The sequence below is a fragment of the Chryseobacterium sp. VD8 genome (assembly GCF_037149975.1).
In the GTDB taxonomy this organism is placed as follows: domain Bacteria; phylum Bacteroidota; class Bacteroidia; order Flavobacteriales; family Weeksellaceae; genus Chryseobacterium; species Chryseobacterium indicum.
Window position 1 is genome coordinate 1 of sequence record NZ_JBBCQL010000064.1, and the last position, 20,479, is coordinate 20,479.

A 20,479-nucleotide genomic window follows, 5' to 3' on the forward strand; every position below is an offset into this window, starting at 1 on the left:
TCACAGATAATTTTAAGAATTTTGAAAACGCAAAACATTTGGCATGTTATGCGGGAGTCGTTCCATTTAAAAATCAATCCGGAACGATTGTAAAGAAAGAACGAATCTCAAAAATGGCAAACCAAAAACTGAAAAAATTACTTCATTTATCAGCAATGGCAACCATCAGAGCAGATAAGGAACTCAAAGCTTATTTTGTGAGAAAAGTAGAGCAGGGCAAAAATAAAATGAGCGTACTAAACGCCATAAGAAACAAATTGGTGCACAGAATAATGGCTGTCATCAAAAGACAACAGCCTTATTTGTCACAGAAAGAATTTTTATCAACAAAAAATTCAAATTTTCCTTGCTTATTAACATAGAAATCATTGCGTTTAAGAAGACTTATCCCGAACTCACGTTAAATAAACATCATTTTTTTTGTTTTGAAAGATTCTAAACCATACAAAATTTTTAAAATCTATCTGTTCAATTGGAGATTATTTCGTCGCGCTGCTCGTCGCCATGAGTTTTTATTTAGCCCGGATTGCAACGGCATCCTTTTGGGTTGCGGGCGGAGCAAAGCGTAGCCCGTAACCCAAAAGATACAGTGGAAAGCCGGAAAAAGCTCCAAAAAAATGTTGAAGGGTTTGAGAGTTTAAGAGTTTAAGAGTTTAAGAGTTTAAGAAAGTTAAGTTTTAGTCCAATATGAAAATTCATAATCAAAATTGATTTTAACCTAAATTTAGTTTACGTTTTGGCTAAATGTTATCTTAATCATTAAAATAGGCTAAATCCCTATTGATGTTTTTGTATAGTTTTTACATTAAACTCACGTTAAAATAATAATCTTCCTTTACCCACTAAAAAAATAATCGATAATGTAAAACCAGACTGCGGAAGTAAAAAAAGCCGCAATAATGCTTAAGCCGATCGTTAAATTGGTAAGTTTTGTATTTAATCTATACTGTTCTGCAATAATACTTGAGGTAACGACTGTAGGCATTGCCGATTCGAAGATGGTAATTCTGGCAATATTTCCTTTTATTCCTAGTAAAAGTGCTAATCCGAGCGTTATTGCCGGAGCCAGAATAAGTTTGTAAAACATGGAAACCGACATTTGGGGAATCAGTTTTTTCCAGCCGTTGAATTTCAGTTGCAATCCGACTGAAAATAAAGCTAAAGGACTAACCGTGGCTGCTAATTTATCGAAAAAAGGTTCTGCGGAAGTGAAATCTACGAACTGAGACAGAACTAATGCAGCAATACAGCCAATTAAAGGTGGAAATGTAATGAGTCTTTTCAGAATAAATGCTGCGCTGATCTTTCCGGATTTGCTTCCGCCTTTTAAAGCCGCAATAATTCCTAACGTTGAAAGTGCAAAAAACATAGTCTGATCACAGATAATAGCGATACTCAGTAAACTTTCTCCGTAAAAAGCCGAAATAAGCGGAAAACCGATAAACGAAGTATTGCTGTAGCCGCTTACAAGTTCCAGAGTGCTTCGGGAACGCCGTGAATAGCCTTTGCTTCTGCTGTAAAACATCATAAAGAAAAAGCAGAAAACCGCTGTAAGAAAAGTCGCCACCACGGGAAACAGCATTTCTGCCGACCAGTGAACTTTCGGTAAATATTTGAATGAAACCGCCGGAAGCGCAAGATAGAGAATCCAGGTGTTGATTCCTTTATGCGCATCGGGATGGATGGATTTTGTTGCCTTGAAAACCATTCCCGCGATAATACATACTGCAATCAGAACAAAATTTACCATAGTTTTGAATTATTGTGCAAATTTACGGTTGATTTCTTTTTAATCGCTTATTTCCCATTATCAAAAAACTTTATTTTTGTCATTCTGACGAAGGAAGAATCTATTGCATTGGCTACAAAGTATTTTTAATTACGATTCTGAACTCCGTTTGTAAACTTTCTGTATATATTCAGAATAGCAGCTTTATATAAATCCAATATCAATTCATCGTATCAAATAAGCTCATTACCTCTACTTTTTCCAATGGTTTTGAAAGGATAATTCTTTTGGATGTTTTTGGAAGCAAATCGAAAAAATTATCGCTGAAATGGGTATCTCCCATCAAATAAACGTCTTTTGCCAAAACATCTGTAGAAATTTCAATTTCAGTGGCAGATATTTTCCTGATTTTAAGTGCAGGTTTTGTTAATTTTAAATCTTTGGGCTTTGCGAAGAAATAGTTGCTTTCGGCAATTATCTTTCCGTTGGTATCTTTTAAAGTCAATTTTAAAAACGTTTCATTTCTATTGGAATCAGAAACCAGATTTTGAATTTCGATCGGATCGAATGGTACAATTTCTTCCAGTGTTTTTCCATTGGGAACTGTTGTTATTTTGTCTAAAACTTTCCCTTGAAAATTAACGATCTCTATTTCCACAAAAACATCATCAAATTTTCGTGTCTGATCATTAATGGCATAAAAAGTAAGTATTCCCTCCTTTTCTTCCACTAAAATCACCTGATTTTCAAAGCTCCTTTTCACCTGATAATGCAATGCTTTCCAGTTTCCTGAATAATCTATGGAAGACCATGAAACAACAGGCCAACAATCGTTGAGTTGCCAGTATAAAGTTCCCATATTGTAAGGTTTTGCTCTGCGGTGTGCTTCAATTGCGATCTGCATTCCGCGAGCCTGAAGCAACTGCGAAACATAATTGTATTTCACAAAATCTGTCGGAACTTTATAATCACGCTTCATGTAATTTTCAATAATTTCCCAGCCTCTGGAATGTTTTTCATGAGCTTTGATGGTAGCATTTTGTAAGCTTAAATCAGGATTTCCTGAAAACATGGATTTTGTAGTTTTCAATGTTGGCATTCCCTGAAAACCATATTCCGAAGCAAAACGCGGAACTTTTTCATTGTAAATTTCAAACGGCTGTTCTCCCCACCAAACACCCCAATAATGAGAATCGCCTTCCGTAAGGCTTTCCTTATGTCCCCATCCGATGGACGGCGAGCTTTCCCAATAGATTTGCTTGTCAATTGTTGCATATTTTTGAATAGCATCTGGAATTACTTCATGAAAAATTTTCTTGTAATCCTTCCAAACCTGTAAAGAATCTTCTTTTGAATATTTGAATTGTTTCTGATACCCCCAATTGACAATCGCTTCATCAATTTCATTGTTTCCGCACCACAACGCCAATGACGGATGATTTTGAAGCCTTTCAATCTGGTCTTTCACTTCCAATTCTACATTTTTCTGAAATTTCTCATCAGCAGGATAAAAGCTTCCTGCAAACATAAAATCCTGCCAAACCAGAATTCCGTTTTCGTCGCAGGATCTGTAGAATTCGTCATCTTCATAAATTCCGCCTCCCCAGACGCGAATCATATTCATGTTGGCTTCTTTGCAGTCTTTGATGAGTTTTTGGTATTTTTCTTTGGTCATTCTCGGAGTAAAACTGTCACTAGGAATCCAATTGGTTCCTTTCGCATACATTGGTTTTCCGTTCACCTTGAAATAAAATGATTTTCCTTTTGCATCTTTTTCCTGAATTAATTCCATCGTTCTCAGTCCGATTTTTTCAGATTTTTCAGCAATCATTTTTGAATCTTTTTGCAAAGAAACTTTGATATCGTATAAGTTCGGATCGCCCCAACCGTTGGGTTGCCATAATTTCGGATTTTGAATCTGATAAGGAATTGAAATTAAATTCAATCCGGATTTCAAAGAAATATTTTGAGATTTTCCGTTAATTAAAAAACTGTATTTTCCTTCTTGTTTAGTGAAAATTTCAGCATGAATATTTAAATCCGCTTTTTGCTTTGTTAAAATTTTTTGTTCAATTTTTATATGATCAAGTCTTGCAGTATTCCAGAAATTCAACTTAACGTCTTTCCAGATTCCAGCCGTTACTAATCTCGGTCCCCAATCCCAACCGAACTGATACTGCGCTTTTCTCACAAAACTTCTCGGAGATTCCGGCATGGTGAAAGGAACTTTTTGGGCTAATTCTTTTCCAACATTTACCGCAGACCTGAATTTTACCTGTAAAACATTTTCACCTTTTTTTAAACTTTGTTTAACCGGAATTGTCCATTTTCTGAACATATTATCTGTCGATTGAATCAATTTCCCATTTAAATAAATCTCTGAAAACGTATCCAATCCATTAAAAATCAATTCAATATTTTGATTTTCCAAATCTTTTGAGGAAATATTAAATGAAGTCTGATAATCCCAGTTTTCATTTTCAATCCATTGTACTTTTTTTTCATTTTCATCTTTATACGGATCGGGAATGATCTTGTTATCCATCAAATCCAGATGAACGGTTCCGGGAACAGAAGCAGTCAACCAATTATTCTCTTTAGCGTTTTTGAATTTCCATTTTTCAGAGGATAAATTACGCTCTGAAGTTTGTGCATTGGTAAAGATTTGTATGAAAAGGAAAGTAAAAAGTAAAATTTTGTTCATTATAATTTATTTACAATTCTATGAATTCCATCTTTAATAAGTGGTGTATTGAAGTTAATAAGAAGTCCAAGTTTTATGTCTGCTAATTTTAAATAAGTTAATAACTGGGCATTAAAAACAGGATGCATTTCCAGTACGGATTTTACTTCAATTATTACTTTGTCTTCGATAAGCAAATCAATTTTGTAAGCATTTTCAATATTCATTTCTTTATATTGTAAGGGCAGATAGATTTGCCGTTTTACATTGAATCCTGATTTTTTCAATTCATATGCTAAAGCTGATTCGTAGGTACTCTCTAATAAACCAACTCCAAGATTTTTGTGTACTTCGATTGCTGATCCTATTATTTTATAGGATAATTCATTTTCTATCATTTGATATTGTGTTTTTGCTTTTTACGCAAAGATTTAATTCTAGTAATTATTAAATTTAAGTGGGCAAAGAAGAATCAATTAAAAATTGATTTTATGAAGTTAAGGTTCTAGCCATTCAGCTTAATCAGCGACTTTGTCGCAATACTTTGCTCCCTTAAGTAAATATACAGTTGAATAAATCTTTGCGTTAAAATTCATTTTATTATTTATTCTTCAAAGCAATAATCTCTTCAGCATTCGCAAAAGCTCCGCCGTCCGTAATTGCGGAAGAATGAAAATATCCTGCTTTGGTAAATTCCCGTATTTCCTGAATATTGGACGAGCGAAGTCCGCCACCAACAAGAATTTCTATTCTGCCATTGGATAACGCTACTAATTTTCTAAGATTTTCCTTTCCCTCCGAAACATTGGGTTTCTGTCCGGAAGTAAGAATGATTGTAAAGCCGCATTCAATAACTTTTTCCAATGATTTTTCTAAATCTTTTGCGCGGTCAAAGGCACGGTGAAATGTACATGGATAAGGTTTTGCCAGTTCAACCAAAATTTTATTCTGTTCAATATTCACTTCATCATTTTCATCCAGAATTCCAAATACGAAACCGTCTACATTTAAAGATTTTAACTGAATCAGATCTGATTTCATCTGCTCAAATTCATCATCACTATATGTGAAATTCCCACCACGCGGACGAATCATTACAAAGATCGGAACATTGATTTTTTCTCTAAGTTTTTTTACGGTTTCAAAATCAGGTGTGGTTCCTCCTTCGCTTAATCCGTCGCATAATTCTATTCGGTCTGCACCATTTTCAAAAGCAATGATTGCCGATTCCGGATTGAAGCATGCTATTTCTATTTTTGACATTTTTTTAATTTAAGTTTTGGCTAAAGCCATGGATTTTTTATTTTGAAAAACGGGCTAAAGCCCGTTCCTAACTGTTTGATTACGAAAATCATTTATTTCAAAGCAAACCCGGGTTTTTCCAGACGGTTTCCTTTCTGGTCGTACACCGCAAAACTAAACCCATCCTGAATACAGTAGGAGCCATATTCCCCTTTTTTATTAAGGGCAATAAAACCCACTTGAATATCCTTCAGATTTTTATTTCTACGCTGTGTAATTTTTACTATTCTTTCAACCGCTTCTTTACAGGCCTGTTGCGGCGTTCTTCCCTGTCTCATCAATTCTACCACCAAATGCGTTCCTACGGTTCGGATCACTTCTTCGCCATGACCGGTTGCCGTTGCTGCACCTACCTCATTATCAACAAACAAACCTGCACCGATAATCGGAGAGTCTCCCACTCTTCCATGCATTTTGAAAGCCATTCCGCTCGTTGTACAGGCACCTGAAAGATTTCCGTTCGCATCCAGAGCGATCATTCCGATTGTATCATGATTTTCAATATTGACGATCGGTTGATATTTGCTGTCTTTCAGCCATTCTTTCCATTCTTTTTCGGATTCGGGAGTGAGAATATTTTCTTTTTTGAATCCCTGCGAAACGGCAAACTGCAAAGCTCCATCTCCAACCAGCATTACGTGAGGTGTTTTTTCCATCACAGCTCTTGCTACAGAAATCGGATTTTTAATATTTTCAAGACAGGCAACAGAACCGATGTTATAGTTTTCGTCCATAATACAGGCATCTAAAGTAACTCTTCCGTCTCTGTCGGGACGACCGCCATAACCGACACTTCTCTCTTCCGGATCATTTTCTACGAGGCGGACTCCTTTTTCCACCGCATCCAAAGCTCTTCCTCCTTTTCCGAGAATCGTCCAAGCTTCTTCATTGGCTTTTAAACCGAAATTCCATGTGGAAAGAACGATCGGTTTATTAATGACTGTATTGTTGTTTTCAGGTTGATTTTTAGCTAATAAGTCTAATGGATTTACCGCTAAAGCCAGTGAAGCGACGGCAGATTTTTTCAGAAACTTTCTTCTACTTTGCATACTCAGATTTATTTGGCTCCAAATTAAGGATTTTTCGCATGAAGATGAAATAAAAAAAGCGGTAGATTTTCTACCGCCCAAATGATTTTATTGAAAACTAATGAGGTAATTTTTCTCTGAAATATCCATATACCCAAGTTCCGAAAATGGCACTCAGCAAAATAATGATTACGGCAAAGGCTCCGGTTCCGATCTGTGCGAAAAGCGGTCCGGGACAGGCTCCTGTAATTGCCCAGCCAAATCCGAAGATCAGTCCCCCATAAATTTGGCCTTTATTAAATTTCTTTGGAGCAATAGAAATTTTTTCGCCATAAATGGTTTTGATATTAAATTTTTTAATGATCAATACGGAGATCATTCCCGTTAAAATAGCACTTCCGATAACGCCGTACATATGGAAAGACTGTAATCTGAACATTTCCTGAATTCTGAACCAGCTTATAATTTCTGCCTTTACAAAGATGATCCCGAATAATATTCCTACCATCATATATTTTAAATTGTGATACCATTTATGATGAAGCTGACTTTCGTTGGTACAAATGCTGTCCTGATGTCTTCTATCTTTTTCCTGTTTCATTTTTAAATTTTAAAGTGAAAGAATTATTGGCAGAATAACATTTGCCATTAGAAAACCTCCTGCCATAAAGCAGATTGTTGCCACCAAAGATGCCCACTGAAGATTGGAAAGCCCCATAATGGCGTGTCCGCTTGTACATCCTCCCGCATAACGCGTCCCGAAACCTACCAAAAAGCCACCAACCACCATCATAATAAATCCTCTTATGGTAAAAAGACTGGTAAAATTCATGAGTTGTGTCGGAACGAGATTGCTGTAATCTGTAATTCCGTAGGTTGCTAATTCTGTTTTGAGATTATGGTTAACGGTAATTTCTTGTGAATTCATTAAAAATTGGGCAGCAATCATTCCACCTAAAAAAATTCCGAAAACGAAGAATAAATTCCAGAGTTCTTTTTTCCAGTCGTATTTAAAGAAGCTGATATTAGCATGAATACAGGCTGCACAGATATGTCTAAGCGATGAACTGATCCCGAAAGATTTATTTCCAAGAATCAGTAAAGCAGGAACAGTAAGCCCGATTAACGGTCCTGCAACGTACCACGGCCAAGGTTCTTTTATAATTTCTAACATTAAGTATTTGTATTAAAACTGTTTTATATTCTGATTAATGATTTTAACGTGAGTTTGATGTAAAGATTGCAAATAAAATCGAGTTCAGCAGAAATTGATTATACATTTTGGATTTAAACGCCAAGAGCGCTAAGTTTTCTTTTCAAAATAACTCTATTGATTTTTAAGTTTGCAAAGGCGTTAACACTTATAGAAGACCACAAAGATTCTTATTCTGACTGATTTTGGACCTTCAAAAGTTTCTTGTCTCTTTCGTTGTAAAATCTATTTTAAAATTTTATTCTGGCAAACAAAATCACTTACTGGAATGTCTGTTTGAGAAATTGCGCTGAACCCGCCTCCAATTTCACTAAAATTACGGTAGCCTCTTGCCTGAAGAATACTTGCAGCCATCATGCTTCTGTACCCTCCTGCACAGTGCAGATAAAAATGTTCCGCCGGATCGATTGAACTGATCCATTCGTTGATGTATGCCAAAGGTTTGTTGAATGCTTCATCTACGTGTTCTGCATTGTATTCACTTTCTTTGCGGACATCAATAATTTTCGCTTCTTTTTCTTTAATTTCCTGTTCAAATTGCTGCGCTGAAATTCTGTTAACGGAATCGGTTTCTTTACCGCTGTTTTTCCATGCTTCAAAACTTCCTTTTAAAAATCCGAGAACGTTGTCAAATCCTACACGGCTTAATCGGGTCACGGTTTCTTCCTCTTCATTTTCGTTGGTAATGAGCAGAATCGGCTGTTTTACATCCACAATCAAAGCTCCGACCCAAGGTGCAAAATCGCCATTCAGTCCAATATTAATGGATTGCGGAACAAATCCTTTTGCGAAGTCTTCGTTATTTCGTACATCCAAAATCAAAGCACCTGAATGTTCTGCCATTTCTTCAAATTCGTCCGGAGAAAATTCCTGTAAACCTTTTGACAATACCTCATCGAAACTGTCATACCCTTTTTTGTTCATTGCCACATTCATTCCAAAATAAGCAGGAGGCGGAAGAAGTCCTTCTGTAACCGCTTTGATGAAGCTTTGTTTATCTTTCTGATTCAGTGCGTAATTGGTTTTCTTCTGATTTCCAAGTGAGTCTACCGTTTCTTTCTGCATATTTTTTCCGCATGCAGAACCTGCTCCGTGTGCCGGATAAACGGTAATATCGTCATTCAAAGGTAAAATTTTGCTGTAAAGACTTTCATAAAGTAAGCCTGCCAATTCTTCCTGCGTCATGTTTGCTGCTTTCTGCGCCAGATCGGGACGTCCAACATCACCTAAAAACAGAGTATCTCCGCTGAAAAGAGCCGTTTCTTTTCCATTTTCGTCAATCAGAAGAAAAGATGAGCTTTCCAATGTATGACCGGGTGTGTGAAGAACTTTTATGGTGATACTTCCTACTTGAAAGGTCTGATTATCTTCTGCAATAATGGCTTCAAATTCAGGTTTTGCTGTGGGACCGTACACAATCGGTGCATTCGTTTTTTTGCTTAGATCTAAATGTCCGCTTACAAAATCTGCGTGAAAGTGGGTTTCAAAAATGTATTTCAGCGTAACGTTATCATTTTTAAGACGCTCAATATAAGGTTGGGTTTCTCTTAGCGGGTCTATAATTGCCGCTTCACCATTAGAAACAATGTAATAAGCTCCCTGTGCAAGACATCCTGTATAAATCTGTTCTATTTTCATTTTTTATGATTTTAAATTTTACTTATTTTTTCTGATACAAATTTCTTGGTTTGGAATTTTCTGTACCGCTACTTTTGTTACAGAAGGATTTTTATTTTTTTGAACGCCAGTTTAAATAATGCTCAATAAAAGTTTTATGACTTTTTCTTAATTTCTAAATAAAATGAACTTTGCTATTCTTATAATTTAACATTAAGAATTTAAGCTAGTGAACTATTTGTAATTAAGGAATTAAGCAATCAATAAATTGATTTTTATTAAGTTTTTTTAAGCTAAAGAGACTTAATTCACAAAGCCGCTAAAGCTTATAAGAGATTGGATTTCATGGTATTTTAATTAAAATTAGCTTTAATCGAAATTTAGTATAAGTTTTGGCTAAAGCCTATTGTTTTCTTGATTATTAAAATGGGCTAAAGCCCATTCCTATTGATACTTTTGCACTATTTTACATCAAACTCACGTTAAAATACTTTGTCCCCAAAGATTTTTTAACTATTATACTTTTTTGAATATCATAATGATGCTAACGTTTATAAGAGATTGGATTTCATGGTATTTTGCTCTATAGATTTAAAACTTTGATGTTTTTTTTCTCCCGCATCTTTCGCAGTCCGACCTGAGTGGAGTTCTTTTATTTTTTACAAAACAAAAAGATTGGGAGCCCTTCCATAAACTCAGGATAAACTATAGGCGGAAACAGATGCCCCAATAAGAAAAAACTACAAAAAAAGTTCTTTGACGATGATGTAAATTCCCATCACGAGAATGAACCATCCGAATGCAGGTTTGAGTTTTTTTCCGTCGATTTTTTTGGATAACTGTGAACCGATGATGATTCCAACAATGGCAATTGATGAAATGGTGGCTAATAATTTCCAATCGATTTTCACAGTATTCATTGATGAGAAAAATCCGATGAGCGAATTAAGCGAAATAATTACCAATGAAGTTCCGATGGCTACTTTCATTGGAGTTTTAAGCAGATTAACGAGTGCGGGAATGATCATAAATCCACCTCCTGCTCCGACTAAACCTGTTAAAATTCCGACAACAGATCCTTCTCCTGCTGCCAAAAGGGTATTGTTTTTCTGTAAATCTGATGTTTTGGTAACACAATCTGTAGTTTTCTGAATCATTTTGTAGGAAGCCAAAATCATTAATCCTGCAAAAATTAAAAGCAACAGAATATCTTTGGTTACCACAAAGCTGCTGACGGTAACAACTTCATCGGGAATTAAGGGTACAATATAATTTCGCGTCAAGAAAATGGAAATAATGGACGGTATTCCGAAAACAAGGGCGGTTTTTAAATGTACCAGACCTTTTTTAAAATAGGAAACTGAACCGACCACACTGCTGATTCCGACAATAAAAAGGGAATATTCTGTTGCCAGAAAAGCGTCTAACCCGAAAAGGTAAACCAAAACAGGAACGGTAAGAATGCTTCCGCCACCACCGATTAAACCTAACGAAATTCCTATTAAAACAGAAGCGAGATATCCAAAAATTTCCATGTTTTCAACTTTATAATGCAAAATTGAAGATATCAGAAAAGGTGTACCGCTACTTTTGTTACAGAACGGTTTTTTAATGCTAAGTTTGCGAAAATTTTTACTTTAGTTGTTATGTTGAAAGAATCTTAAGATTTTTTTTGATCGCCAAGTTCGCTAAGATTTTTTTACTACTATCCTTTTTTAAGTTCGCAAAGCTACTTCGACAAGCTCAGCATAAACTATTCAATTAGATAAGATCGCAAAGAGTTTTGTCTAATCTTCTAAAATCGTAATTTTATTTCGTCCGAGCTGGAGTTTTTCGGAGTCTTCGAGTTGTTTCAGGAGTCGGGAAACGACGACTCTGGCTGTTCCAAGTTCATTGGCAAGCTGTTCGTGGGTAATTATGATGGTTTTGGAATTCAGGATTTCAGATTTTTTATGGAGAAGATTCAGCAGTCTTTCATCTACTTTTTTGAAAGCGATCGCATTGATGATATCCAAGAGTTCTTCAAAACGTTTGTGGTACAGCCTGAAAATATAATCGAGCCATTCCGGATATTCTTTAATAAACAATGAAACCTTGTCAACAGGCAGAAACAGGATTTCGGTATCTTCTTCTACTTCCGCTTTTACGATGCTTTTTTCGTTGTGCATTCCGCCCAGAAAAGACATAATGCAGCTTTCTCCGGCTTTGATGTAGTACAGAAGAATTTCCCTCCCGTCTTCTTCGGTACGGATCACCTTCATCATGCCTTTCATCACAATCGGAATAGAACGGATGGACGAATTTTCATCCAGAATAATATCGCCTTCCTGATAGGTTTTTGTAACTCCGTATCTGTAAAGCTTTTCAACGAGTTCCGGCGAAGAAGTAAATTCCGAAGAAAGCACTGAATCCTGCATAATAAAATTTATAAAGCTAATTTACGCCAATTTCGTCAACAAAAAGCCACGCTTTAGAATCTGCACCCGGATTTCCCGCAGGAATAATGCCTGCATTTTCTATTTTAACCTTAATATATTTTGAATTCTGACTTCCGACATTCACTTTAATTTTTCCTTGTGCTGAAAGAATTTCATCCTTTCCGATTTCTTTAATCAGTTTAAAATCTGTTCCGTTGTCTGACACAAAAATCTGGGCAGATTTTGCAAAATGAATCCAGCTTCCTTTGTTGTCTAAAGTATTAAAGTACACCTCTGAAAACTGAGTTTTTTGTCCGAAATCAATGGTTGCCACCACATCTTTTCCATTAAAACCGAGCCATGTTTTTCCCAATTGTTTTTGGTTTCCAGTAATTCCGTCGATTAAAGTAAAAGCTCCGCCGAAAGAATAATTTTCGCTCGGTTGTTCTTCCAAAGTGATTTTTTTACCTGTTGTTTTGGATATCGTGAAACTTTGGGAAGATGCAGCGCTTTTAAGCTGTCCATTTTCGAAATAGGCAGATTTAACCGTCATTGATTTTGAAATCTGAATAGGATTTTTATAGTTTTGAGAATTGGCAGAAGGATCTGTTCCATCCACTGTATATCGTATTCCATCAGGATTCTGAGAGGTTGAAAGTTCGTAAGCTACTCCATTTTCAGAAGAAATTACTTTCCCTGAAACATTGTAAATGCTTTTCGCATAATTCACCCCCATTTTATCCAGATTTCTGAATTCATTTATTACTCTTCCTTCGAATTCTTTGTAATTTTTAGGATCAGAAGTTCCCCATCCCACTTCCGAAAGCGCCAGTAATCTCGGAAAAATCATATACTGAACCTGCTTGAAATCGAGAATATACTCCGTCCACAGATTTGCCTGAACTCCTAAAATGTATTTTACCTGTTCTGCGTTCAGTTCTTCGGGAATCGGATTATAAGAATAGACTTTATCCAAAGGCGTAAATCCTCCGAAAGCGTTCGGCTCGGTTGCAGGATCTCCCTGATAATGATCGAAATAACAGTAAGAACCGGGCGTCATGACGGCAAAATGACCGGATTTTGCAGCTTCTACCCCGCCTTTAATTCCTGTCCAGCTCATAACTGCGGCATTCGGAGCCAGTCCGCCTTCCAGAATTTCGTCCCAGCCGATAATTTTTCTGCCTTTTGAGTTTACATATTTTTCAATTCTTTGGATAAAATAGCTTTGCAGACCATGTTCATCTTTCAGGTTATTTTTTCTGATTAATTCCTGACAATGAGGACATTCTTTCCATCTTGTTTTCGGACATTCGTCGCCTCCGATATGTATGTATTGTGAAGGAAAAAGTGCGATTACCTCATCTAAAACGTTTTCCAAAAATTTAAATGTTTCATCTTTCGGGCAGAAAACATCATCAAAAACGCCCCATTTTGTAGCCGGTTCGAAAGATCCTTTTGTACAGGCTAAATCAGGATAAGCGGACAATGCAGCTAAAGCGTGACCCGGCATTTCAATTTCGGGAACTATGGTAACATGTCTTTCCTGAGCGTATTTTACCACTTCTTTAATCTGTTCCTGTGTATAAAAATACGGTCCGTAAGGTTTTCCATCGAAGGTATTGTCAACATAGGCTCCGATCATGGATTCTTTACGTATAGAGCCGATCTGCGTTAATTTCGGATATTTTTTGATCTCAATTCTCCAACCCTGATCGTCGGTTAAATGCCAGTGAAAAGTATTGAGTTTGTACATGGCAAGATAATCGATGTATTGTTTTACTTCTTCAACGGTGAAAAAATGTCTGGAAACGTCCAAATGCATTCCTCTCCATTGGAATTTTGGGGAATCCTGGATTTCGAGAGCGGGAATTTTTCCGTCTTCTGAAGTTTTTATTAATTGTAAAAGAGTTTGAATGCCTTGAAAAAGACCTTCAGGGTTCTTTCCAACAACCATCATCATTTCGTTGCTGATATTTATAATGTAATTTGAATTAAGCTCTCGTTTATTATCAATTTTTAAATCTTTATTTAACAGTAGCGAAATAAAATTTGGCTTTGTTTTTTTTATGTTTTGAGATGAATTTTTTGGATAGATTTTTTTAAAATTATCCATAAAATATTTGTATTCATTCGATTTTTTGTCTCCCACGAAAAGTGTATTCCCGCTTACCTCGAAATTCCCTGTTTTTAATTCAACCTTTTGCGGATAGGGAATTAAATTTAATCTGGTTTGAGTAAAAAAAAGACTTGAAAAAAGCACAGAAAGTACCAGTAAAAAACGCTGCATTTTGTGAGTTTAAGATTAAGCGAATATACTTATTTTCTGAAAATTTTTAAACGTAATTTAACTTATTAAATAAGAAAACATCTAATCTTGCAAAAAAATAAATGATGAGAAAAACATTTTTACTGGTGGGCGGACTTTTATTTTCAATTTCCGCACAGGCACAGATTTTAGATGTTATAAAATCTACAGTGAAAGATCAGACAGGAATTGATCTTAACAATCCTAAAGTTCCGGTTCAAACCAGTGGAACCGCAACCACGCCAAAAACAACCACAACCACATCTCCAATCAATCTCGGAAGTCTTACTTCAACCCAGATTTCTTCTGGACTAAAGGAAGCTCTGAGTCTCGGTGTAAACGAAGGCGTGAAAAAATTAGGTGTAACGGATGGTTTCCTGAAAAATGAAGCGGTAAAAATCTTAATGCCGGAAAAACTGAGAAAAATTGACACTACTTTACGCTCTATCGGATTGGGAAGTCTTGCAGACCAAGGAGTGAAATTACTGAACAGAGCTGCGGAAGATGCTGTAGTTGAAGCAGCCCCGATCTTTACAAAAGCGATTACTTCAATGACGATCACGGATGCTAAAAATATTTTGCTGGGAAGTAATAATGCGGCGACCAATTATCTGCAAACGAAAACACAGGCTCAGCTTTTTTCCGCTTTTCAGTCAAAAGTGAAAGCTTCACTGGGAAAAGTGGGAGCCGATAAGGTCTGGAGCAATATTATTTCTAAATACAATACTTTTACCGGACAGGCTGTAACCACGGATCTTAATGAATATGTAACCACAGAAACCATTAACGGAGTTTTCAAAATGGTAGCAGAAAAAGAAAGTGGAATCCGAAATACTCCTGCCATGAGAACCACAAGTATTTTGCAGAAGGTTTTCGGAGCGCAGGACGGTAAATAATTTAAAATCTAATCCCTTCAAAATATCCGGTTTTGAAGGGATTAATTCATGATAATTTATTGATTTTCTGATTAATACCCAATATTAAAATAAAGCGGAAGTACTATCTGTAATTTAATATTGTTTCAATAAATACTTTAAAATATCTGTGGTAGTTACAATCCCTTTCAGTTCTCCATTTTCCACTACAGGAATAGAATGAAAGCTCTGTTCAGATAAAATTTCCACCACTTCTTTAATGGTCGTATTGGGTTCTACAATCATCGGGCTTTTCGTCATCACCTGCGAAATGCTGAAAATATCATATACTACGGCAGAAACGCCATCTGTTTCAACATCCTCTGCTTCCTCAACATCTGCATAGCTGATTTTCAATAAATCGGAATAACTTAATACTCCCAGCAGTTTTTTATCTTCCACAACAGGAATGTGTCTTATTTTGTGATTCTTAAATAATTTTTCGGCATCATACAGTGTATTCGAAACATTAAGAGTTATTAAGTCTTTCGTCATGATCTGAGATACAGGAATTCTTTGTTTCATAATATTCAAAATTTAAATTGTTTTTAAAGAAATCACTTACTAAACTCCATTTTGTATACTCAAAGTTAGCGAACAAACTGTTGTTTTTAGAATTCGGGAGTATGATAAAAGTTAGCTTCTTCAATAAAAAAAGTGAATATTGATTTTATGAATCACAATTGAAAAATCAATTCATATTTTAAATATATAAAATTTAAAATAAACAATTATTCATTAAAAATAAAATGATAAAAAGACTTAATATACCGTAAATTTAAAAACAAAATTTATATTTTTTAACAAAAATGATAAATATCAAAATGACAAATATCAGCGAAAATCATCACAAAAAAAGATGAATACCCTCCTAAATTTGATCGTGTTAAATAAATAAAATTTAGGAACATGAAAAAAATGTTATTAGCTGGTTCTATGATAATAATGGGGCTATGCAACGCACAGGAAAAGCAGGAAGGTCTAAAGGGAACTTGGTTTGCAACGGCACAATTTGGCTATCAAAGCACAAATGACGGTTCGGAAACCGGTAAATCGTCCAGTACTACAATTCTTCCTCTTGCCGGTTATTTTGTGGGACCTTCCGCTGCCATAGGAATTGCAGCAGGAAATATTGGTGTAAAATCTCAAAATCAGGTTGCGGATAATGTAACTTTAAAAACGAATCTTCTGGTAGTGGAACCTCTGGCAAGAAAATACTGGAATATACACGGAGGACTTTTCTTCTTCGGGCAACTTGCAGTTCCTATCATTTCAGGAAAAACGAAAATGACAGCAAACGGACAATCTGTACCGAATAGTGATATCAAGGTAAATCAGATAGGGCTGGCTGTTTCCGGAGGATTAGATTATGTTCTCACCAAACATTTTACGGTAGAATTTTCTTATAATCTGGCTAATCTTTCGTATACAACAATTAAAAACTATCCGGGAACAACAAAAGATATTAAAACAACAGATTTTTCTCTGGCTCATGTTGCCACTGTAGTACCGGATTATAATAAGGCGGTATTCGGACCTAACGGAAATGCCATCTCTACGCTGTCTTTCGGTTTTAAATTTTTATTTTAAAGAAATCTGAAGATACTTTACACGCTCATAGGTTTGAATGAAATAAATGATGCTTAACAAAAAAGCTGTTTCAGACAATTGAAACAGCTTTTGTTTTTTATCAGAACTGCATTTCCGGAATTTCTCCTTCAATAATCAGATCAGCTTCTGTAGATTGTATGATGTGCTCCACAGAAACTCCCGGAGCTCTTTCAACAAGTTTAAAACCTTGAGGCGTAACATCTAAAACCGCCAATTCGGTAACGACTCTTTTCACGCAGTTTACTCCGGTTAAAGGAAGGGTACATTTTTTTAGAATTTTACTTTCTCCGGCTTTGTTTACGTGCATCATCGCAACGATAATATTTTCAGCCGAAGCTACAAGATCCATTGCTCCGCCCATTCCTTTCACCATTTTTCCCGGAATTTTCCAGTTGGCAATATCTCCGTTTTCGGCAACTTCCATGGCTCCCAAAATGGTAAGATCTACTTTCTGCGCTCTGATCATCCCGAAACTGAACGCCGAATCGAAGAAGGAACCTCCGTCTAAGATGGTAATCGTCTGTTTTCCGGCATTGATAACATCCGCATCTTCTTCTCCCTCAAAAGGAAATGGTCCCATTCCCAAAACTCCGTTCTCACTCTGAAACTCCACCGAAAGATTGTCCGGAACGTAGTTGGCAACCAATGTTGGAATTCCGATTCCTAAATTTACGTAATATCCGTCTTTTACTTCTCTGGAAATTCTTTGTGCAATTTGTTCTTTAGTTAGCATAGCTTAATCTTATCCTGCCAAATTAGCCATTTTTTCAGAATTACAAAATAATTTTCTTTCTTATCACAGGATAAATTTTGAATCTCAAATTGTTGTAAATTTGTACGCTTTTAATTTAAACGATGAAAATTTTATTACATTACCTTAAACCTTATAAGTGGCTGATTATTATTTCGCTTTTTTTAGCTGCTGTAAATCAGGTATTTTCTTTATTTGCCCCCGCTATTACGGGGAATATATTAGATAAACTTGTTACCCATCCCAATTTTTTCGATAAAGAGAAAACTCTTCCCCGAAATATGGGGGAATATCTCTACGGAACTGATATCTATCATGGAGTTTTTTACTTTTTGGGACTGTTAATCGGTACTGCCATGATCAGCCGAATCGCAAAAGCTTTTCAGGATTATGTGGTGAATGTGATTATTCAGAAATTTGGGGCTAAAATTTTTACGGACGGTCTGAAGCATTCGATGAGACTTCCTTTTCAGGAATTTGAAGACCAGAGAAGTGGTGAAACACTTTCTATTTTAACGAAGGTTCGGGAAGATTCTGTAAAATTCATCAATAATTTCATCAACGTTTTTTTCGGAATTCTGGTGAGTATTATTTTCGTTTCTGTGTACGCAATTCGTCTGCACTGGTCGATTATGCCTGTTTATGTGGTGGGGATAGTGTTTATTGCGGTGGTAACGAATTTATTAAGTAAAAGAATAAAAACCATTCAGAAAAATATTGTTACCGAAACAACCAATCTTGCGGGAAGTACTACCGAAAGTCTCAGAAATATTGAGATCGTAAAAAGTTTAGGACTGACCAATCAGGAAGTTGAACGTCTGAACAACAATACCTACAAAATTCTGAATCTGGAACTGAGAAAGGTTAAAAGCATCCGTTCTTTAAGCTTTGTACAGGGAACTCTGGTTAATTTTTTACAGCAGACGATTACTTTCACTTTATTGTTATTGATTTTTAAAAATATTGTAACTCCGGGACAGTATTTATCGTTAATGTTTTACGGGTTCTTTATTTTCGGCCCGATGCAGGAAATCGGAAATATCATCATTTCTTACCGTGAAGCTCAGGCTTCGCTGAATAATTTCGACCGTGTGATGAAGAAAGAAGTGGAACCGAAACCTTTAACACCAAAGAAAATCGGAGCTATTGAGGAGCTTGAATTTGAAAAAGTTTCGTTTCAGCATCAGACTGCACATTATAAGGCTTTAAACTCTATTTCATTTAACGTAAAAAACGGAGAGACCATTGCTTTTGTAGGACCAAGTGGTTCGGGAAAAAGTACTCTGGTAAAGCTTTTGGTGGGATTGTACAGACCGCAGGAAGGATCTATTTTATATAACAATATCAACGGGAAAGAATTTGATTTTGATGAACTGAGAAATCAGATCGGATTTGTAACGCAGGACACTCAGCTTTTTGCTGGAACTATTAAAGAAAATCTTTTGTTTGTAAATCCGTCCGCAACGGAAGAAGATTTGCAGCTGGCTTTAAAAAAATCAAGCTGTACCGCTCTTTTGGAACGTGCTGAAAACGGAATTAATACTGTAATTGGTGAAGGCGGACTAAAACTAAGCGGTGGTGAAAAGCAGAGAATTGCCATTGCAAGAGCGTTACTGAGAAAACCTCATTTGCTGATCTTTGATGAAGCTACTTCTGCACTGGACAGTATTACCGAAGAGGAAATTACCACAACCATTAAAGAAATTTCTAAAGAAAAGGAACAGATTACCGTTCTTATTGCACACCGTTTAAGCACAATTATGCATGCCGACAGAATTTACGTTCTGGAACGCGGACAAATTGTAGAAACCGGCTCTCATCTTAATCTTATTGAAGAAAAAGGTTTGTATTATGCCATGTGGAGACAGCAAATTGGGGAAAGAAAAACTTTGGTGTAGATGAGATGGAAGTTGATATGATTGGGAGATTCTTCACTTTGTTCAGAATGACAATTAGGCTTTTATAACTAAAATAAATTACCCCGAATGTTGATTTCGGGGTATTATTTTTAAGAAGAAATTTAAAATCAATCTCTTTTTCTTACGGTTCTCTGCTCAATTCTTTTTTCGAATTTTTCACCCTGAAAAATTCTCTGGATCATGATTCCCGGAATATGAATCTGGTTGGGATCCAAATCTCCCGGTTCTACCAATTCTTCTACTTCTGCAATGGTAATTTTTCCTGCTCCCGCCATCGGATGATTGAAGTTTCTTGCCGATCCTTTGAAGATAAGGTTTCCGGCGTGATCTCCTTTCCATGCTTTTACAATTGAGAAGTCCGCTTCATAAGCATATTCCAGAATGTGGGGTTTCCCTTTGAAATCTTTTACTTCTTTTCCTTCCGCTACTTCCGTCCCGAAACCTGCCGGTGTGTAAAAAGCGGGAATTCCAGCCTGTGCCGCTCTGCATTTTTCTGCCAAAGTTCCCTGTGGAGTAAGTTCTACTTCCAATTCTCCTGAAAGCATCTGCCTTTCGAATTCTGCGTTTTCTCCCACATAAGAGGAAATCATTTTTTTGATCTGTCTTTTGTGAAGCAGCAATCCCAAACCGAAATCGTCTACTCCGGCGTTGTTTGAAATACAGGTTAAGTCTTTTACATCACTCTCTACCAAAGCATTAATTGAGTTTTCAGGAATTCCGCAAAGTCCGAATCCTCCTAACATTAATGTCATTCCGTCTTTAATGCCTTCGATGGCTTCCTTTGCATTTTTTACTCTTTTATCTATCATGAAATATTAGATTTTTCTGTTGGCTAAATTTAATAATTTTTCTCATATATCCGTTGTTCAGGATTTTTAGATTTTTTTTCGTGGTCTGAATTTTGGTACGTCTTACACAATCACCTCACAAATATTTATTTATGGAAACAAAAAATATTTCAAGAATTGCTCTGGGAGTTTTTCTGATTAC

18 protein-coding genes are annotated in these 20,479 nt (G+C 36.1%); 4 read left to right on the plus strand and 14 right to left on the minus strand.

The window, feature by feature from the left end:
• The coding region (locus WFK35_RS09380; RefSeq protein ID WP_336732447.1) for an IS110 family transposase at nt 1–362 on the plus strand (362 nt) is incomplete at its 5' end.
• Nucleotides 363–835: 473 nt separating this feature from the next.
• Here WFK35_RS09380 and WFK35_RS09385 read toward each other — a convergent pair.
• The 11 genes from WFK35_RS09385 to WFK35_RS09435 form a co-directional block, all read right to left on the minus strand.
• On the minus strand, nt 836–1,750 hold the full coding sequence (locus WFK35_RS09385) for an AEC family transporter (RefSeq protein ID WP_336732449.1): 915 nt from the start codon (nt 1,748–1,750) through the stop codon (nt 836–838).
• A gap of 199 nt (nt 1,751–1,949) precedes the next feature.
• Nucleotides 1,950–4,433 carry a beta-mannosidase gene (locus tag WFK35_RS09390; protein WP_336732450.1) on the minus strand — a complete coding sequence of 828 codons (2,484 nt, stop codon included), beginning with the start codon at nt 4,431–4,433 and terminating at the stop codon, nt 1,950–1,952.
• The gene (locus WFK35_RS09395; RefSeq protein ID WP_336732451.1) at nt 4,433–4,810 is read right to left on the minus strand and encodes a GxxExxY protein; all 378 of its coding nucleotides are present in this window, start codon (nt 4,808–4,810) and stop codon (nt 4,433–4,435) included. Before WFK35_RS09395 ends, WFK35_RS09390 begins: the two co-directional genes overlap by 1 nt.
• Before the next feature lie 202 nt (nt 4,811–5,012).
• Nucleotides 5,013–5,675, minus strand: coding sequence for a copper homeostasis protein CutC (locus tag WFK35_RS09400; protein ID WP_336732452.1), 663 nt, complete (start codon nt 5,673–5,675; stop codon nt 5,013–5,015).
• Between the two features lie 92 nt (nt 5,676–5,767).
• Entirely contained in the window at nt 5,768–6,763 is a 996-nt protein-coding gene (locus WFK35_RS09405) for an isoaspartyl peptidase/L-asparaginase family protein (protein ID WP_336732454.1), read from the minus strand.
• A gap of 97 nt (nt 6,764–6,860) precedes the next feature.
• Nucleotides 6,861–7,343, minus strand: a complete 483-nt coding sequence (locus WFK35_RS09410) for a DUF6691 family protein (protein WP_336732455.1) — start codon at nt 7,341–7,343, stop codon at nt 6,861–6,863.
• Nucleotides 7,344–7,352: 9 nt separating this feature from the next.
• The gene (locus WFK35_RS09415) at nt 7,353–7,916 is read right to left on the minus strand and encodes a YeeE/YedE family protein (RefSeq protein ID WP_336732457.1); all 564 of its coding nucleotides are present in this window, start codon (nt 7,914–7,916) and stop codon (nt 7,353–7,355) included.
• A gap of 264 nt (nt 7,917–8,180) precedes the next feature.
• Complete coding sequence (locus WFK35_RS09420; protein ID WP_336732458.1) at nt 8,181–9,593, minus strand: MBL fold metallo-hydrolase; 1,413 nt, start codon at nt 9,591–9,593, stop codon at nt 8,181–8,183.
• Between the two features lie 719 nt (nt 9,594–10,312).
• Entirely contained in the window at nt 10,313–11,107 is a 795-nt protein-coding gene (locus WFK35_RS09425; protein WP_336732460.1) for a sulfite exporter TauE/SafE family protein, read from the minus strand.
• Between the two features lie 252 nt (nt 11,108–11,359).
• The gene (locus tag WFK35_RS09430; RefSeq protein WP_336732462.1) at nt 11,360–11,989 is read right to left on the minus strand and encodes a Crp/Fnr family transcriptional regulator; all 630 of its coding nucleotides are present in this window, start codon (nt 11,987–11,989) and stop codon (nt 11,360–11,362) included.
• A 16-nt stretch (nt 11,990–12,005) separates the two neighbouring features.
• A complete protein-coding gene (locus WFK35_RS09435) occupies nt 12,006–14,276 on the minus strand; it encodes a glycoside hydrolase family 20 protein (protein ID WP_336732464.1) in 2,271 nt (756 codons plus the stop codon).
• A 104-nt stretch (nt 14,277–14,380) separates the two neighbouring features.
• Here WFK35_RS09435 and WFK35_RS09440 point away from each other — a divergent pair, with 104 nt between their 5' ends.
• Nucleotides 14,381–15,190 carry a DUF4197 domain-containing protein gene (locus WFK35_RS09440; RefSeq protein WP_336732466.1) on the plus strand — a complete coding sequence of 270 codons (810 nt, stop codon included), beginning with the start codon at nt 14,381–14,383 and terminating at the stop codon, nt 15,188–15,190.
• A gap of 114 nt (nt 15,191–15,304) precedes the next feature.
• Here WFK35_RS09440 and WFK35_RS09445 read toward each other — a convergent pair whose 3' ends face one another.
• Complete coding sequence (locus WFK35_RS09445; RefSeq protein WP_076393162.1) at nt 15,305–15,733, minus strand: CBS domain-containing protein; 429 nt, start codon at nt 15,731–15,733, stop codon at nt 15,305–15,307.
• A 384-nt stretch (nt 15,734–16,117) separates the two neighbouring features.
• Here WFK35_RS09445 and WFK35_RS09450 point away from each other — a divergent pair, with 384 nt between their 5' ends.
• Nucleotides 16,118–16,798: an outer membrane beta-barrel protein gene (locus tag WFK35_RS09450; RefSeq protein WP_336732468.1), complete on the plus strand. Its 681-nt coding sequence runs from the start codon at nt 16,118–16,120 to the stop codon at nt 16,796–16,798.
• Between the two features lie 100 nt (nt 16,799–16,898).
• Here WFK35_RS09450 and WFK35_RS09455 read toward each other — a convergent pair whose 3' ends face one another.
• Complete coding sequence (locus WFK35_RS09455; RefSeq protein WP_087711093.1) at nt 16,899–17,552, minus strand: CoA transferase subunit B; 654 nt, start codon at nt 17,550–17,552, stop codon at nt 16,899–16,901.
• Nucleotides 17,553–17,674: 122 nt separating this feature from the next.
• Here WFK35_RS09455 and WFK35_RS09460 point away from each other — a divergent pair, with 122 nt between their 5' ends.
• Nucleotides 17,675–19,468 carry an ABC transporter ATP-binding protein gene (locus WFK35_RS09460; protein WP_235131259.1) on the plus strand — a complete coding sequence of 598 codons (1,794 nt, stop codon included), beginning with the start codon at nt 17,675–17,677 and terminating at the stop codon, nt 19,466–19,468.
• 128 nt (nt 19,469–19,596) lie between these two features.
• Here the strand turns inward: WFK35_RS09460 and WFK35_RS09465 are convergent, their stop codons facing one another.
• Nucleotides 19,597–20,298, minus strand: a complete 702-nt coding sequence (locus tag WFK35_RS09465) for a CoA transferase subunit A (protein ID WP_336732470.1) — start codon at nt 20,296–20,298, stop codon at nt 19,597–19,599.
• Nucleotides 20,299–20,479 lie beyond the last annotated feature (181 nt).